This is a genomic window from Halomonas salipaludis (assembly GCF_002286975.1).
Taxonomy (GTDB): domain Bacteria; phylum Pseudomonadota; class Gammaproteobacteria; order Pseudomonadales; family Halomonadaceae; genus Franzmannia; species Franzmannia salipaludis.
This window is the reverse complement of the sequence record NZ_NSKB01000001.1, coordinates 610,982-626,142: the sequence shown is the minus strand read 5'-3', so window position 1 is coordinate 626,142 and position 15,161 is coordinate 610,982. Positions and strand designations below refer to the sequence as shown.

The following is a 15,161-nucleotide window of genomic DNA, read 5'->3' as shown; positions in this document are numbered from 1 at the left end:
TCGTTGAGAGAAAAAATGGCTAAAGATCGCCAGTCAGGGGCCGATAGCTTGAATTGACCACTAACGCCAAGCCTTTTTCCACGACCGTCGGTCACCGGGGCTGGTAAAAAGGTAGCCATCGAAAAAGAGGAATCATGACATGAGTGCGATGCGCGGAGCGGCCGCCTATGGTCGCGGTGCCAATGCCTACGCCAAGGTCGGTGTCGAGAGCGGCGTGATGTCGGCAAGCCCTCACCAGTTGATCGTGATGCTGTTCGACGGTGCCCAGGCGTCGATTCGTGCGGCACGGATTCATATGCAGAACGGCAACACCGCCGAGAAGGGCAAGTCGATCTCCAAGGCGCTGGATATCGTCAACAACGGCCTAATGGCGTCACTGGATGCCGAGCGTGGCGGAGACGTCGCCCAGCGCCTGGCGTCGCTGTATGACTATATCGCGCGCCTGCTGCTGGCCGCCAATCTGCGCAACGACGAACAGAGCCTCGATGAGGCGGGCAAGCTGCTCGAAGACATTGGTACTGCCTGGCGCGACATTGGTAGCCAGCCCGGCGCGCAAGCGAGCGGTCAGTGAGCGCCGGCGAACTCTCGAGCTCCGACAAGCAGGCGTTGGTGCTCAAGCGCTACGAGGCGCTGCGCGTGCAGGCCGATGGCATGCTTGAGTTGGCGCGTGGCGAGGCCTGGAGCGAGCTGATCCAGCAGCAGGCACGCTATGTCGTGGAAGTCGAGCGGCTGTCGCGCCTGGAGGAGGGGCTCGATTTCGATACTCGCAATCGCCAGCGCAAGGCGCTGCTGCTCGAGGCGATCCTCGAGAGCGATCGTGAGGTGCGTGAGAGGCTGGTAGCGCGACGTGATGAGTTGGGGGCGCTGATCGGTACCAGCCAACGCAAGCGCGACCTGAGCCGCGCTTACCGCACCGCGAGTGGCAGCAATGTGGTCGACGCCGAGTATGTGTTTACCGGCGAGACCATGCGTAACCCGCCAGGCAGCTCGTGAGTGGTATCACGCCACTGCTCGACACCCTGCTGCATCAGGTGCTGGGCAAGCGAGTCGACTTGCCGACCCAACGTGAGTTGAACGAGCCGGTCCGTCCTACTGACCCCAGTCGTGCGCCCCGCGCGGTGCACAGCGACTCTCGCCTCGACTCGCGCCAGCCCGCCGTGCAGGGCCTGACCGGGGCGGTGGCGAGGGAAGGCGGGCGGCTACCGGGGCCGGCGCTGCCCGCTGGTGATGCGCCAGCCTCCACGCACACGCATTTCAGCCAGGCGGCGCGCACCATCGCCGACATCCTGGTCAAGTTCCCCGCGCCGCCGTCAACACTGCGTCCCGCTGCACCGCTAGTGGAACCCTCGCAGCCGGCGGCGGTTTCCGCCGGCCAACTGGCCACTCAGCTGCAGTCATCGATCAATCACAGCGGCCTGTTCTATGAATCCCACCTGGGGCGCTGGTTCCGCGGTGAGCTGCCGCGCCAGGTGCTGGATGCCCAGCCCCAGATGCAACTGAGTCAGGGGCAGCGAGCGCCCCAGGTGGCATCCGCTGCGTTGGCGCCACCCGCTGGCGGTGGTGCCATGCAGTGGCCGGCGGCGCCGGTGTCGCCGCGTGGAGCCCTGGTGTTCAGCGGCCCCTTCGTGCCGCTCGGTAGCCGTACTGCGTCGGCGCCGCTGGGTATCATGCCGGCGGCCCAGCAGGGCCTTGGTAGTGCGACCAACGCAGTTGGTACAGGTGGATATATACCGTTATCTTCACAGCCATCATTCGCCGCGCCAGGCTCCTTGGCGTCAGCGCCACCCGCGTCTAACACTGCTCCGCCGGCCTTGCCTGCCCAGGCCGCCGCAGCTTTCGCTGCCCAGGCGGCGGAAGGCACTGAGCCAGTCGCCTCGCGCGCCGCGGGGCAGTTGACGGAGTCGGCAAACGAACTGCTACAGGGCTTGATCCGCCACCAGCTGGAGGTGCTGGTAACGCCGATACTGCGCTGGGAGGGGGATGTATGGTCGGGTATCTTCATGGCGCTGATGATCCAGCTGCCCGACGAACGTGAGCCCCCCCCACAGGGTGGGGAGGGCAGTGCGCAGGAGGAAGAAGATCCGCCCTGGCACTCGACGCTGTCGCTGACGCTGCCTGCCCTGGGCGAGATCCATGTCGATCTGCGCCTCAAAGGCGAGCGGGTGGCACTGACCCTGGAGAGCGTGTCCCGTGACGTGGTCCAGCGCCTGGAAGAGGGCAAGGAGAGCCTACGTGACCGATTGACGGCTCGCGGCTTCCAGGAGGTAGCGCTGCTGGCGCGTCTGCGCGTCGAGGAGGGAGATCGTCATGAGTGAGCGTGCTACGCCACCCAGGCGTCGCCAGGCCGTGGCCTTGGCCTATCAGGAGAGCGATGGCGCACCGCGGGTGCTGGCGCGCGGCTACGGAGACCTGGCCGAGCGCATCATCGCCGAGGCGCGACGCCAGGGGGTCTTCGTGCACGACGCTCCGGAGCTGGTCAGCCTGTTGATGCAGCTGGATATCGACGAGCGGATACCCTCGACCCTCTACGAAGTGATTGCCGAGTTGCTGATCTGGGCCCGGGAGCTGTCCCTGGAGGAAGAAAACCGTCAGTAATGAGAGACAAATTGTAATAAATTGTCTCTGCGTGCGCGCCCTGTTGTCTCTAAATCGCTACGTGCAAATTTTGCAATTTCGCTTAACCTGCTGTTTTTCCATTCCTCTCTGCCACTGGACCCAGAGCAAGGTCTAGTGCCTTTACATCAGCCTGCTGAAGCTAGGTGTTGAAAGGCGTCATATAAAAGTCTCAAACTATGTACATCCTAGCTCGTGTCGATCACCGACAACTGAGCAGGCGCCCAAGAGTGATCGCCCAAGAGTGATCATGAGGGGCGAAGATAATAAGGGCACAATGGCGCATTACGCACTGCCCAGAGCCATAAGAGCTCGGCCTTATAACGAATAACGCAGGGAACACTTACTATGACTACCGATTCCATTCTGGATGAGATCCAGGATCTCAACCTGTCCTATCTGCTGCTGGTGCAGCGTTTGCTGAGCGAAGACCGCGCCTCGGCGATGTTCCGCCTCAAGCTAACCGAAGAGATGGCCGAGCTGTTGGCAACCCTCTCTGCCAAACAGCTCGGCAAGCTGTCGCGGACCAACCAGCTGCTGTGCCGACTGTGCTACGAGGATGCCGACCAACTGCGCAAGCTGACCCACAACCAGCGCGAGCAGGGGCTCTCCCAGACCCATGCCTCACTGCTGATGGCGGCTGCACCGACGGGCGCGGCTGCGCTGCAGGAGGGCTAGGCATGGCGGACAAGAGCCTCGTCAGCGAAATGCTGCAGGTGCAGATGGCCATCGAGCTGATCGAGCTGGGGGCGCGTCTGCAGGTACTGGAGACCGAGACGGACCTGAGCCGTGCTCGCTTGATTCGCCTCTACAAGGAGGTGCGCGGCATGTCACCGCCCAAGGGCATGCTGCCGTTCTCGACCGACTGGTTCATCACCTGGATGCCCAACGTCCACTCCTCGCTGTTCTACAACATTTACCTTCGCCTCAAGCAGGATCATGGCTGCCAGCGGATGGAGGCCTTCGTCAAGGCGTTTCGGCTGTATCTCGAGCAGGTCGACCTCGACGAGGCCGAGCCGGTGCTTGGCCTGACGCGCGCCTGGACGCTGATTCGATTCTTCGAAAGCGACATGCTCGAACTCAATCCCTGCACCAGCTGCGGTGGTCACTTCGTGGCCCATGCGCACACTCCCAGCCAGGATTTCGTGTGCGGCATCTGTCAGCCGCCGTCGCGTGCCGGCAAGACTCGCAAACGCCTGGCCGAGGCCAGGGCCGCGGCGTCAACCGAGCAGGCCGTCGCCGCCGCGCGTTAGACCCATTGCTGTATCGCCCACCCCGTGCCGCCTGGTGCGGGGTTTTTCATGTCTGGATGACGCAGCTGCACCACAAGTTTTTGTCGATTGGCCCTCAAGCCAGCGCAGTGCGTGCCGATAACTGTGTTGAAGCCACCCATGCCGTAGCCCAAAGGATACCGGTCGTGCTGATACCCATTGGATTTTTGATCGTTGCATTCTCCGTATTTGGCGGCTTTGCGCTTGCCGGCGGCCACCTCGGCCCGCTCTACCAACCCACCGAGATCCTAATGATCTGCGGTGCGGCGATTGGTGCTTTCATTGCGGCCAATAACGGTAAGGCGATGCTCGCGACCTTGCGTACAACCTCCAAGCTCAAGCGCACGGTGAAGTACAACAAGGAAACCTACATGGAGCTGATGGCGCTGCAGTACAAGCTGCTGGCCAAAGCTCGTCGCGATGGCATGCTGGCCATCGAGCGCGATATCGACAATCCCCAGGAGAGCCCGCTGTTCTCCGAGTATCCCAAGATCCAGGCGGATCCCATGATCATGGGGTTTCTCACCGATTACCTGCGCCTGATGATCAGCGGCAACATGGATCCGCACCAAATCGATGAGTTGATGGAGCATGAGATCGAGGCCTTCGAGCACGAGGCGCACATCCCCGCCGATGCACTGGCCAAGGTCGGCGATGCGTTGCCGGCGTTCGGTATCGTCGCCGCCGTGCTGGGGGTCATCAAGGCACTGAGCGCTGCCGATGCCGGCCCCGACGAGATGGGTTACATGATTGCCCACGCCCTGGTCGGCACCTTCCTCGGCATCCTGCTGGCCTACGGCTTCGTCAATCCGCTGGCCAGCCGCATCGATCGCCAGGTCGGTGAAGCGGTGAAGATGCTGCAGTGCATCCGCGTCACACTGCTGGCCAGTCTCAACGGCTATGCGCCGCAGCTGGCGGTGGAATTCGGCCGCAAGGCGCTGCACACCGCCGAACGCCCGACCTTCAATGAGCTCGAGGATCACGTTCGTGCCGCCAAGAGCACGGGCACGGGGGGCGCATGAGCGACGACCGCCGCCCGATCATCATCAAGCGCAAGAAGGTCGTACATGCGCATCATGGTGGTAGCTGGAAGATAGCGCTGGCCGACTTCATGACCGCGCTGATGGCGCTGTTCCTGGTGCTGTGGATCCTGTCCACGGCCAGTGAAGAGCAGTTGGAGAGCGTGGCCGAGTACTTTCGTACGCCGCTGGCGGTGGCGATTGCTGGCGGCGACCGTACCTCCTCCAGTGACAGTGCGATTCCAGGCGGCGGCCCGGACCCGGTTCATGAAGAAGGCGAACGGATGCGCATCGACATGCGTACCCAGAGCCGCAGCAGCGATGAGATTCGCCGTTTCCGCAACCTCCAGCAGCGCATGGAGACCCTGATCGAGGGCGACCCGCAGCTACGCGAGTTGCGCCGTCAGATCCGCTTCGACATGACCCCCGAAGGGTTGCGGATACAGCTGGTGGATACCGAGCAGCGGCCGATGTTCGAGCTCGGCAGCGATGCGGTAGCGCCGTATATGCGCGACCTGCTGCGCGCCATCGCGCCGCTGCTCAACGATATGGACAATCCGCTCAGCCTCAGCGGCCACACCGACAGCATTCCCTACTCCGGGGGATATCGCGGCTACAGCAACTGGGAGTTGTCCAGTGACCGTGCCAACGCCTCACGGCGTGAACTGGTGGCCGGCGGGCTCGACCCGGACAAGCTGCTGAGGGTGGCGGGCATGGGCGATCGCGTGCCGCTGTCCGAGACCCAGCCCGACGATCCGGTCAATCGGCGGATTGCCATCGTGGTGCTCGACGAGCGCTCGGCCCAGGCGATTCGCTCGCAGGGATTGCCGGGTGGCGGAAGCATACCTTCGCCTGCTGCCTCGCGGCTGGCCGACGAGATCGACGCCTCGCCGGTCGAGCAGTTCCGCCAGGGGCTCGACGAAACGCTGAGTAACGACTAGCGGTTTAATCTTTCAGGGAATGCGCATGGATATCACCGACTTTTACGACACATTTTTCGAAGAAGCCGAAGAGCTTCTCGGCGATATGGAGCGGCACCTGCTGGAGCTGGATCTCGACGATCCCGACGCCGAGCAGCTCAATGCCATCTTCCGTGCCGCCCACTCGATCAAGGGCGGTGCCGGCACCTTCGGCTTCGATGTGCTACAGCACACCACCCACCTGTTCGAGAACATCCTCGATCACACACGTCGCGGCGAGCTGGCGCTGCGCCGCGACATCGTCGACACCTTTCTGGAAACCAAGGATATGCTGCACGACCAGCTCGATGCCTACCGCAATGGCCAGCAGCCCGACGCCGAGGCCTACGCGCGAATCTGCCAGACCCTGCAGCAGATGGCTCTCGAAGAGATGGGCGTCGCGGTCGACGAGGGCGCACCGGCCCCCGCTGCCAAGCCTCAGCCTGACCCCGACCCCGAGCCCGAGGCCCAACCCGAGTCGGCAGCGGCCGGTGACGGTGGCAGTCATCTCGAGGTGGCGCTGATCAAGGTCGCCGACAAGGACCGCGAGCTGCTGGTCGAGGAGCTGGGGCAGCTGGGCGAGGTGCTGTCACAGCGCAGTGAGGGAGAGCGCTACCTGGTAGCGCTCGATACCAGCGCCAGCGCTGACGATATCGAGGCGGTGATGTGCTTTATCATCGACGCCGATCAGGTCGAAGTGCGCTCGCTGCCCGCTGCTGTGCAGGACAGTGGCGATAGCGCGCCTGCCAGCGAGCCTGCCGCTCCGCCATCTGCCGCCGAGCCTGCAGTACCTGCCAGCACGGCGCCCAAGGCCGCGCCTGCCAAGGCGCCGAGCAGTAAACCCAAGGCCAAGGCAGCCGGCGGTGAGTCGACGTCGATACGCGTGCCGGTGGACAAGGTCGACCAGATCATCAACCTGGTCGGCGAGCTGATCATCACCCAATCGATGCTCGACCAGACCGCCAGCGAGCTCGATGGCGTGGCCCACGGCGCGATGGTCAACGGCATGAGCCTGCTGCAGCGCAATGCGCGGGACCTGCAGGAGGCGGTGATGTCGATCCGCATGGTGCCGATGGACTATGTGTTCAGCCGCTTTCCGCGGCTGGTACGTGACCTGGCCGCCAAGCTCGACAAGGACGTGGAGTTGGTCACCGAGGGCAAGTCCACCGAACTCGACAAGAGTCTTACCGAGCGCATCATCGATCCGCTGACCCACCTGGTGCGCAACAGCCTCGACCACGGCATCGAAACGCCCGACAAGCGCGAGGCTGCCGGCAAGCCGCGCACCGGTCGCCTGACGCTCTCCGCGCAGCATCAGGGTGGCAATATCCTGATCGAAGTGATCGACGACGGCGCTGGCCTCAACCGTGACAAGCTGTTGACCAAGGCCCGTGAGAGCGGCCTGAGCGTCTCTGACAGCATGAGCGACGATGAGGTCTGGCAGTTGATCTTTGCCCCCGGCTTCTCCACCGCCCAGGAAGTCAGCGACGTCTCCGGGCGTGGTGTGGGCATGGACGTGGTCAAGCGCAATATCCAGGGCATGGGCGGTCACGTCGAGATCCTATCGCGTCCTGGCGAGGGCACTACCACCCGCATCGTGCTGCCGCTGACCCTGGCGATCCTCGATGGCATGTCGATCAAGGTTGGCGAAGAGATCTTCATCCTGCCGCTGGGCGCGGTGCTCGAGTCGCTGCAGCCCACCGAGGAGGAGCTGTACGCCATGGCCGGCGACGACATCCTGCTCAAGGTGCGTGACGAGTACCTGCCGGTGATCGCCGTGCACGAGGTGCTCGACGTGGAAAACGCGCGCACCAAGCTCACCGACTCGATTGCCGTGATCGTGCAGGGCGAAGGGCGCCGCTATGCGCTGCTGGTCGACGACCTGATCGGCCAGCAGCAGGTGGTGGTCAAGAACCTCGAAACCAACTATCGCAAGGTGCCCGGTGTCTCCGCCGCCACCATCCTCGGCGACGGTAGCGTCGCGCTGATCCTGGATATCGCCGATATGCACCGCCTGAGTCGAACCAAGAAAGAGGCACGTCACGCCTCGCGTCTTCCCTCGGGCGTCAACGCGCCCGTGCCTTTCAAGGAGGTAGAACCGTCATGACCAGCAACCTCAACGCTGCCAACGTCGCCGCGGCCGACGCCCATAGCCGCGAATTCCTGGTGTTCTCGCTGGGTGAAGAGGAGTACGCCGTGGATATCCTCAAGGTGCAGGAGATTCGTGGCTACGAGAATGTCACGCGGATCGCCAATGCGCCTGACTTCATCAAGGGGGTGACCAACCTGCGCGGGGTGATCGTGCCGATCGTCGACCTGCGCATCAAGTTCCACCTCGACAGCGTCGAGTATGGTGGCCAGACCGTGGTCATCGTGGTCAACGTTGGCGAACGGGTGGTTGGCATCGTGGTCGACGGCGTGTCCGACGTGATGAGCTTGACGCCCGAACAGATCAAGCCGGCGCCGGAGTTTGGCGTCACGCTGTCCTCCGATTACCTCAGCGGCCTGGGTAGCCTCGAGGACCGCATGCTGGTGCTGGTCGATATCGAAAAATTGTTGACCAGCGAAGAGATGGCGCTGGTCGACCACGTTGCCGAGTAAGGCGCAATCGTTGCGGCTTGCGGTAGAGGAATTGTGAAGTGACGCAAATGACGACGACCAGCAAGCTGTGGAGCTTGCTGGGGGGTATCTGGCTGGCAATGCTGATGCTGGTTGGATGGATGAGCTGGGAGAATCGCCAGACCATCGAGAGCGAACGGCGCGAGAGCGTACGCTACGTCATCGAGAGCGTCATGAGCCAGCTGGAATCGCTGCAGCAGCGTGTCGTGGCCGGTGAACTGAGCGAGGAAGAGGCTCGGCAGCGCGCACTGGACAACCTGGGTAGCGTGCGCTTCGGGGAAGACGAGTATATCTTCGCCTTCGACAGCCAGATGCATATCGTCTCCCACGCCAGGCGCAGCGCAGGCGATGACATGAGTGGTTTCGAGGATCCAAGGGGCAATCGTACCTATGTCAATCTGCTCGATATCGCTCGCAGCGAGGGGGGCGGCTTCGTCGAGTATTACTCGCGCCGCGCAGGCGGCGAGGAGCAGTCGGCCAAGGTCAGCTATGTAGAGCGTTTCGCAGAGTGGGACTGGTATGTCGCCACCGGTGTCTATATCGACGACATCAATGCAGCGTTCATGACCGGTCTACTGCGCACGGCCGTCATTCTGCTGGCGATCGGGTTGCCTTTGACACTGCTGATGGGGCTGGTGATTCGCGATGTCTCCAGGCGTCTAGGCGGCGATCCCCGCTATGCGGCCGAGGTGGTAACCCTCATCGCAGACGGTGACCTGACGCATCAGGCGGCACTCACAGAAGGCGATCGCCACAGCCTGCTATACGATATCAACCGTATGCGCGAGGCGCTGGTCAGTACCATCGGCGATATTCATCTCAGTGCCGATGATGTCAGCGCGGCTGCGGTGCAGATCACCGCCGGCAACGATGAGCTTGCAACCCGCACCGAGCAGCAGGCTGCCTCCCTTGCCGAGACGGCCTCGAGCATGGAAGAGCTGACGGCGACAGTGAAGCAGAATGCCGAGAACGCCGAGCATGCTCGTGCGCTGGCCGAGGATACGACGCACAGCGCCCAGCGTGGCGGGCAGTCCATGGAGACCCTGGTTTCCAGCATGGAGAGCATCAACGCCAGTGCCAGTCAGATGAGCACGATTGTCGATACCATCGAAGCGATCGCTTTTCAGACCAATATTCTGGCCCTCAATGCCTCGGTGGAGGCAGCCCGTGCAGGTGAGCAGGGGCGCGGCTTTGCCGTGGTGGCCGGCGAGGTGCGCAATCTGGCCAGCCGCAGCGCCGAGGCGGCGAGCGAGATCAAGTCGCTGATCGAGAATTCCGATAGCCAGACCGCTAAGGGCAGCCAGCAGGCGCGCGATACCGGCGTCATCATCACCGGGATGGTCGATAGCATTACCCAGCTGAGCACCTTGGTCAGCGAGATCTCGGCTGCCTCTGTCGAGCAGAGTCACGGCATCGAGCAGGTCAACGAGGCCGTCACACAGATGGATCAGATGACCCAGCAGAATGCGGGGCTGGTCCAGGAGAGCGCCGCGGCCTCCCAGCGCATGGAGGCGCAGAGTGGTCTGCTTCGCCAGCACATCGCACGCTTCCGGATTGCGGGCGCGCCGTCTGGCGGCTTTCAGTGGCAGCCTCCGGCACGCTTGCAGGTGTCAGAGGCCACCAGCTGATCACCGCTGTGGCCACTAGCGATCATGTCAGGAGGCTTCGGCCTCCTGATTTATTTAGATATTTCCCTTCCAGGCTAAAGACTTGAGCTCTTCTGCCGATAGTTGATAAGTGACCTTTCATGCATGCCTGCGTGCTAGAGCGCTAGCGCCTGTTGGGGAGGGGGTAATGTCGAAATGGAGAAAGGACTGACGTGAAGCTACTCGACAATATGACGGTACGCGTGAGCTGGGGATTGGTATTGGCCGTGTTTGCTGTGTTGATCGCGGTGCTCAGTGCACTGGGTCTGTATGCCGTCAACTATAGTGAACGTTCGCTTGAGACACTTAATCGAGTCAATGTCGATCAGCGTGCCGAGTTGAACCGCACTAACTCCCAGCTGCTCTCGACTCGGCTGGCGTTGAGTCATATTCAGGAGGAGCTGGGAGAGGCGCGCTCCCGCCAGCAGATTGAGCAGGCCCGGCAGCAGGCGGAGGGCATGGCGTCTGAGCTCGAGCGTATCGAATCGACCTTCGCCAATTTTCAAGCCGTGCCGGCCCAGCCTGAGCACCGGGCGATATTGCATGAGATCGAGGCTGCGTTCCAGACGCTGATGGCCGATGTGCTGCGCCCACAGCAGCAGGCGTTGGCCAACAACGACCCACAGGCCTTTCTCGAGCTGCGCGACCTGGCAAATCGTTACACGGATCGTTTCTATCGCGACTCGGTCGCCTTCTTCGACCGTGCCGACGCCGAGGGGCAGGCACTCTACAGCGATTTCATGAATATCGCCGGCTGGTTGATGATGGCCATCATCGCGGCGCTAGCTGCGGCTGCTGCCACCATCGTGATCGTGCTGTGGGGTGTGACCGTCAATGTGATTCGCCCGCTCAAGCGGGTAGTGGTGCACTTCGAGCAGATGGCCAAGGGCGACCTGTCGGCGGCCATCGAGCGGCGTGGCAACAATGAGATCGGCCAGCTGTTTGCCTCGCTCGAGCATATGCAGAAGGGCCTGTCGACCACGGTCAGTAGCGTGCGCAACAGCAGTCAGTCGATCTTTGTCGGTGCCCAGGAGATCGCCCAGGGCAATAATGATCTCTCCGCGCGCACCGAACAGCAGGCCGCCTCCATCGAGGAGACCGCCTCGAGCATGGAGCAGCTGACGTCGACGGTGAGCCAGAACGCGGATAACGCTCGCCAGGCCAGCCAACTGGCCACTACCGCCTCGCAGACTGCCAGCCGTGGTGGCGAGGTGGTGGGCAACGTGGTCAGCACCATGCGTGAAATCAACGACAGTTCGCACCAGGTCACCGAGATCATCAAGGTCATCGACTCGATTGCCTTTCAGACCAATATCCTGGCGCTGAACGCTTCGGTGGAGGCGGCGCGGGCCGGCGAGCAGGGTCGCGGTTTCGCGGTGGTTGCCGGTGAAGTGCGCAACCTGGCCGGGCGCAGCAGTGAGGCATCCAGCGAGATTCGTAAGCTGATCGAGGCCTCGGTGAGCAAGGTCGAGGCGGGTACCGCGCTGGTGGATCAGGCCGGCAAGACCATGGCCGAGATCGTCGATTCGGTGCAGAAGGTCACCGACATCATGGACGAGATCGCCTCGGCCTCCCAGGAGCAGAGCAACGGCATCGGCCAGGTCAACCAGGCCATCACCCAGCTCGATCAGGTGACCCAGCAAAACGCCGCCCTGGTTCAGCAGGCGGCCAGCGCGGCAAGCGAACTAGAGCTCGAGTCGAGCCGTTTGCGCGAAGCCGTCTCGGCCTTTCGCCTGGCTCAGGCCGCCGAGCGGGCAAACGCGGCGCCTGTGAAATCCTCACTGACGGCGTCGGAGAGGCCAGCTGCGCTGCCGCAGCAGCCTGCCAGTCGTCAGTCAGAAGCCGAGTGGGAAACCTTTTAAGTCATGCCATCCATCATCGTCGAGGCCGTTCCGGGAGAGTGAGAATGAAGAATAATCAACCAGTTACCCAACGTGAGTTTGTGCTCGACGATGAGCACTTCCTGATTTCGCGCACCGATCTCAAGGGCCGCATCACCTATGCCAATCCGGCCTTTATCGAGGTTAGCGGCTTCACCCATGAGGAACTGATCGGTGCGCCGCATAACCTGGTGCGCCACCCCGACATGCCGCCTGAGGCCTTCGCCAATCTGTGGCAGACCCTACAGGCCGGCGAGACCTGGCGTGGAATGGTCAAGAATCGCCGCAAGAACGGCGATCACTACTGGGTCGATGCCAACGTCACACCGATCATCGAGAACGGCCAGGTGGCGGGCTACACCTCGGTGCGGATCAAGGCAAGCCGTGAGGCCATCGATGCCACCGAGACTGCCTATCGCAAGATCCGCGATGGCCAGGGCAAGCATCTGACCCTGGAGCGCGGCAAGCTGCGCCGGCGCGGCCTGGCTGGCCTGGCAGCAAGGCTCAACCTGCGCACCATGCGCGCCCGTATGACCACCATGGTCGTGGTGGCGGTGACGCTGCTGGTGGTTAGCGGCAGCCTGGGCCTCTACGGCCTGCAAGTCTCCGGCGAACGGCTGCAGACCCTGAACCGCGATGGCCTCGAGGACGTGGCGCGCCTGCAGCAGGTCGACCAGTTGCTGACCCAGGGCCGTCAGGGCATGGACCGGCCGATCAGCAACGCCATGAGCGCCGACCTCGAGGCCGCGCGCCGCGACACCCAGATGGTGGTCGACCGGATTGGCGAGATCTGGGCTGAGTTTACCGCTCGTGAGGTCAATCAGACGCCCGAGGTTACGGCGTTCGGCGAGCAGCTCGAACACGTCCTGCAGGATGGCCTGATGATGTCGGTTCGCCACTTGGAGGCGCGCGACTACTACCAGGCCTACACCTCGCATAACGAGATCAGCAACGAGATGGGCCAGGCGCTGGCCGGCGACATCAATGCGCTGATCGCCGACAAGCAGGCCGACGCCCAGGCGCTTGCCGCTGAAGCCGAGGCGGGGCAGCAACTGATGCTGGTGGCTCAGCTGGGGGTGCTGCTGGCCGGCCTGCTGCTGCTGATCGGCATGGGCGTGATGACCATTCGCGCGCTGGTCAGGCCGCTGCGCGAGGCGATGAACTTCACGCTGCAGATCGCCGGCGGCAATCTCGCCGCCGAGGTGCCGGCGCGGCGCAACGATGAGGTCGGGCGGCTGCTCGGCGCCCTGGACACCATGCGCAAGAGCCTTGGCAGCATCGTCGGTGACGTCAATCAGGGGGTCAGCGTGGTGACGCCTGCGGCGCGGGATATCGCCAGCGGCAACGAGGACCTTTCAGCGCGCACCGAGCAGCAGGCTGCCTCCCTCCAGGAGACTGCCTCGAGCATGGAGGAGATGACCGCCACGGTGCGGCAGAACGCCGACAACGCCCGTCAGGCCAGTAGCCTGGCGGTGGAGAACGCCAGCAGCGTGCGCAGTACCGGCGAGGTGATGAACGATGTGGTCGCGACCATGCAGCGCATCACCGAGAGCTCGCGCAAGATGAGCGAGATCATCGGCGTGATCGACTCGATCGCCTTCCAGACCAATATTCTGGCGCTCAATGCCTCGGTTGAGGCGGCGCGGGCCGGCGAGCAGGGCCGCGGTTTCGCGGTGGTGGCCGGTGAAGTACGCAGCCTGGCCGGGCGCAGCGCCGATGCCGCGCGCGAGATTCGCCAGCTGATCGACGGCTCCAATGCCGAGATCGACAGCGGTGCCAAGCTGGTCAAGCGCGCCGAGACCTCGATCGGCGAGGTGGTGTCCGCGGCGACCCGGGTCAACGACATCATGGGGGAGATTACCGCGGCCTCGGACGAACAGAGTGGCGGTATTACCCAGATCAATCAGGCCATCGCGCAGATGGACGAGGTGACCCAGCAGAACGCCGCCCGGGTCCAGTCCTCGGCGCGTGCCGCCGCGGAACTCGAGAACCAGGCGCTGATGCTGGCCAACGCGGTGGCGGCCTTCCGCCTGCGCGGCGCCGGCATGGAGCAGGTCGAGCGCGTCCAGGCGGCGCTTGCCAGCCAGCAGCATCAGGAGCAGCGCGTCGAGGCGCGAGCCGAACGCGTCGAGAAGCGCGTGGAGCGTATTGATGACGGCGAGGCGAACGATCATCGCAAGCCCACCGCCAAGGCACCTCAGCCGGCAACCGCCGATGAGTGGGAGGAGTTTTGAGCAATATGCCGCCGGGACAGGAGGCCAGCAGCGCCGGCTGGGCCTCCAGCAGTATGCTGGAACGGGATCTGGAGCTGACCGAAAGCGACTTCACGCGTATCCGTCAGCTGATCTATGAGCGTGCCGGCATCGTGCTCGCCGAGCACAAGCGCGAGATGGTCTATAGCCGCCTCGCCAAGCGCCTGCGCCACCACGGGCTGACGCGCTTCGGCGACTACCTGGCACGGCTCGAACGCCAGCCGGCGGCCAAGGAGTGGGAGGCCTTCACCAACGCCTTGACCACCAACCTGACCGCTTTCTTTCGCGAGGCGCATCACTTTCCACTGCTGGCCGAGCACGTGGCGCGCCAGAGCGGCCCGGTGCGGGTGTGGAGCGCTGCTGCCTCCACCGGCGAGGAGCCCTACTCCATCGCCATGTGCCTGACCGAGGCACTGGGGCCGCGGGCCAAGGAGGCGCGGGTGGTGGCGACCGATATCGACACCGAAGCGCTGACGCGTGCCCGAGCCGGCATCTACCCCATGGAGCAGGTGCGCAAGCTCGATGAGTCGCGGGTCAAGCGTTTCTTCCTCAAGGGCGGCGGCGAGCGTATTGGCCTGGCCAAGGTGCGACCCGAGCTGACCGAGATGGTCGAATTCGAGTCGCTCAACCTGCTGGCGCCTAGCTGGGCGGTGAAAGGGCCCTTCGACGCCATCTTCTGCCGCAACGTGATGATCTATTTCGACAAGAGCACCCAGGCCAAGATACTGGCGCGCTTCGCGCCGCTGTTGAAGCCGGACGGCCTGCTGTTCGCCGGGCATTCCGAGAATTTTTCCTATATCAGCGAGGTGTTTCGGCTGCGCGGCCAGACCGTCTACGTGCTGACCCCGAAGCGTTGATGTTTCGCCAGGCGTTGGCCGCTACATCGTCGAGTAGTGGCGGTT

The 15,161-nt window shown here is 63.4% G+C and carries 14 protein-coding genes; all 14 read left to right on the top strand.

Going from position 1 to position 15,161, the window contains the following annotated elements; genetic code table 11:
- The first annotated feature begins 139 nt into the window (after positions 1 to 139).
- The 14 genes from fliS to CK498_RS03110 all read left to right on the top strand — a co-directional run bounded on the left by fliS (position 140) and on the right by CK498_RS03110 (position 15,116).
- On the top strand, positions 140 to 571 hold the full coding sequence (gene fliS, locus CK498_RS03175) for a flagellar export chaperone FliS (protein WP_095619396.1): 432 nt from the start codon (positions 140 to 142) through the stop codon (positions 569 to 571).
- Positions 568 to 993, top strand: a complete 426-nt coding sequence (locus tag CK498_RS03170; RefSeq protein ID WP_229358931.1) for a flagellar protein FliT — start codon at positions 568 to 570, stop codon at positions 991 to 993. The genes fliS and CK498_RS03170 overlap by 4 nt, the downstream gene beginning before the upstream one ends.
- Positions 990 to 2,315, top strand: coding sequence for a flagellar hook-length control protein FliK (locus tag CK498_RS03165; protein ID WP_095619395.1), 1,326 nt, complete (start codon positions 990 to 992; stop codon positions 2,313 to 2,315). Before CK498_RS03170 ends, CK498_RS03165 begins: the two co-directional genes overlap by 4 nt.
- Positions 2,308 to 2,595: an EscU/YscU/HrcU family type III secretion system export apparatus switch protein gene (locus CK498_RS03160; RefSeq protein WP_095619394.1), complete on the top strand. Its 288-nt coding sequence runs from the start codon at positions 2,308 to 2,310 to the stop codon at positions 2,593 to 2,595. The genes CK498_RS03165 and CK498_RS03160 overlap by 8 nt, the downstream gene beginning before the upstream one ends.
- A gap of 366 nt (positions 2,596 to 2,961) precedes the next feature.
- Positions 2,962 to 3,291 carry a flagellar transcriptional regulator FlhD gene (flhD, locus tag CK498_RS03155; RefSeq protein ID WP_095619393.1) on the top strand — a complete coding sequence of 110 codons (330 nt, stop codon included), beginning with the start codon at positions 2,962 to 2,964 and terminating at the stop codon, positions 3,289 to 3,291.
- A gap of 2 nt (positions 3,292 to 3,293) precedes the next feature.
- Positions 3,294 to 3,866 carry a flagellar transcriptional regulator FlhC gene (flhC, locus tag CK498_RS03150; RefSeq protein ID WP_095619392.1) on the top strand — a complete coding sequence of 191 codons (573 nt, stop codon included), beginning with the start codon at positions 3,294 to 3,296 and terminating at the stop codon, positions 3,864 to 3,866.
- Between the two features lie 164 nt (positions 3,867 to 4,030).
- Complete coding sequence (gene motA / locus CK498_RS03145) at positions 4,031 to 4,906, top strand: flagellar motor stator protein MotA (protein WP_095619391.1); 876 nt, start codon at positions 4,031 to 4,033, stop codon at positions 4,904 to 4,906.
- Positions 4,903 to 5,844 (top strand): flagellar motor protein MotB, encoded by a 942-nt coding sequence (gene motB, locus CK498_RS03140; RefSeq protein ID WP_095619390.1) that lies wholly within the window; start codon positions 4,903 to 4,905, stop codon positions 5,842 to 5,844. The genes motA and motB overlap by 4 nt, the downstream gene beginning before the upstream one ends.
- A gap of 25 nt (positions 5,845 to 5,869) precedes the next feature.
- On the top strand, positions 5,870 to 7,969 hold the full coding sequence (gene cheA / locus CK498_RS03135) for a chemotaxis protein CheA (RefSeq protein ID WP_095619389.1): 2,100 nt from the start codon (positions 5,870 to 5,872) through the stop codon (positions 7,967 to 7,969).
- Complete coding sequence (cheW, locus tag CK498_RS03130) at positions 7,966 to 8,463, top strand: chemotaxis protein CheW (RefSeq protein ID WP_095619388.1); 498 nt, start codon at positions 7,966 to 7,968, stop codon at positions 8,461 to 8,463. The genes cheA and cheW overlap by 4 nt, the downstream gene beginning before the upstream one ends.
- A gap of 38 nt (positions 8,464 to 8,501) precedes the next feature.
- The gene (locus tag CK498_RS03125) at positions 8,502 to 10,109 is read left to right on the top strand and encodes a methyl-accepting chemotaxis protein (protein ID WP_095619387.1); all 1,608 of its coding nucleotides are present in this window, start codon (positions 8,502 to 8,504) and stop codon (positions 10,107 to 10,109) included.
- 191 nt (positions 10,110 to 10,300) lie between these two features.
- Entirely contained in the window at positions 10,301 to 11,989 is a 1,689-nt protein-coding gene (locus CK498_RS26780; protein ID WP_324615494.1) for a methyl-accepting chemotaxis protein, read from the top strand.
- 44 nt (positions 11,990 to 12,033) lie between these two features.
- The gene (locus tag CK498_RS03115) at positions 12,034 to 14,241 is read left to right on the top strand and encodes a methyl-accepting chemotaxis protein (RefSeq protein WP_095619386.1); all 2,208 of its coding nucleotides are present in this window, start codon (positions 12,034 to 12,036) and stop codon (positions 14,239 to 14,241) included.
- 5 nt (positions 14,242 to 14,246) lie between these two features.
- Positions 14,247 to 15,116, top strand: a complete 870-nt coding sequence (locus CK498_RS03110; protein WP_095619385.1) for a CheR family methyltransferase — start codon at positions 14,247 to 14,249, stop codon at positions 15,114 to 15,116.
- The last annotated feature ends 45 nt before the right edge of the window (positions 15,117 to 15,161 follow it).

Excerpts from the sequence above, each read along its gene's own strand:
- fliS (WP_095619396.1), top strand. The coding sequence starts at position 140 with ATGAGTGCGATGCGCGGAGCGGCCGCCTATGGTCGCGGTGCCAATGCC.
- CK498_RS03160 (WP_095619394.1), top strand. The coding sequence starts at position 2,308 with ATGAGTGAGCGTGCTACGCCACCCAGGCGTCGCCAGGCCGTGGCCTTG.
- flhD (WP_095619393.1), top strand. The coding sequence starts at position 2,962 with ATGACTACCGATTCCATTCTGGATGAGATCCAGGATCTCAACCTGTCC.
- flhC (WP_095619392.1), top strand. The coding sequence starts at position 3,294 with ATGGCGGACAAGAGCCTCGTCAGCGAAATGCTGCAGGTGCAGATGGCC.
- motB (WP_095619390.1), top strand. The coding sequence starts at position 4,903 with ATGAGCGACGACCGCCGCCCGATCATCATCAAGCGCAAGAAGGTCGTA.
- cheA (WP_095619389.1), top strand. The coding sequence starts at position 5,870 with ATGGATATCACCGACTTTTACGACACATTTTTCGAAGAAGCCGAAGAG.
- cheW (WP_095619388.1), top strand. The coding sequence starts at position 7,966 with ATGACCAGCAACCTCAACGCTGCCAACGTCGCCGCGGCCGACGCCCAT.
- CK498_RS03115 (WP_095619386.1), top strand. The coding sequence starts at position 12,034 with ATGAAGAATAATCAACCAGTTACCCAACGTGAGTTTGTGCTCGACGAT.
- CK498_RS03110 (WP_095619385.1), top strand. The coding sequence starts at position 14,247 with ATGCCGCCGGGACAGGAGGCCAGCAGCGCCGGCTGGGCCTCCAGCAGT.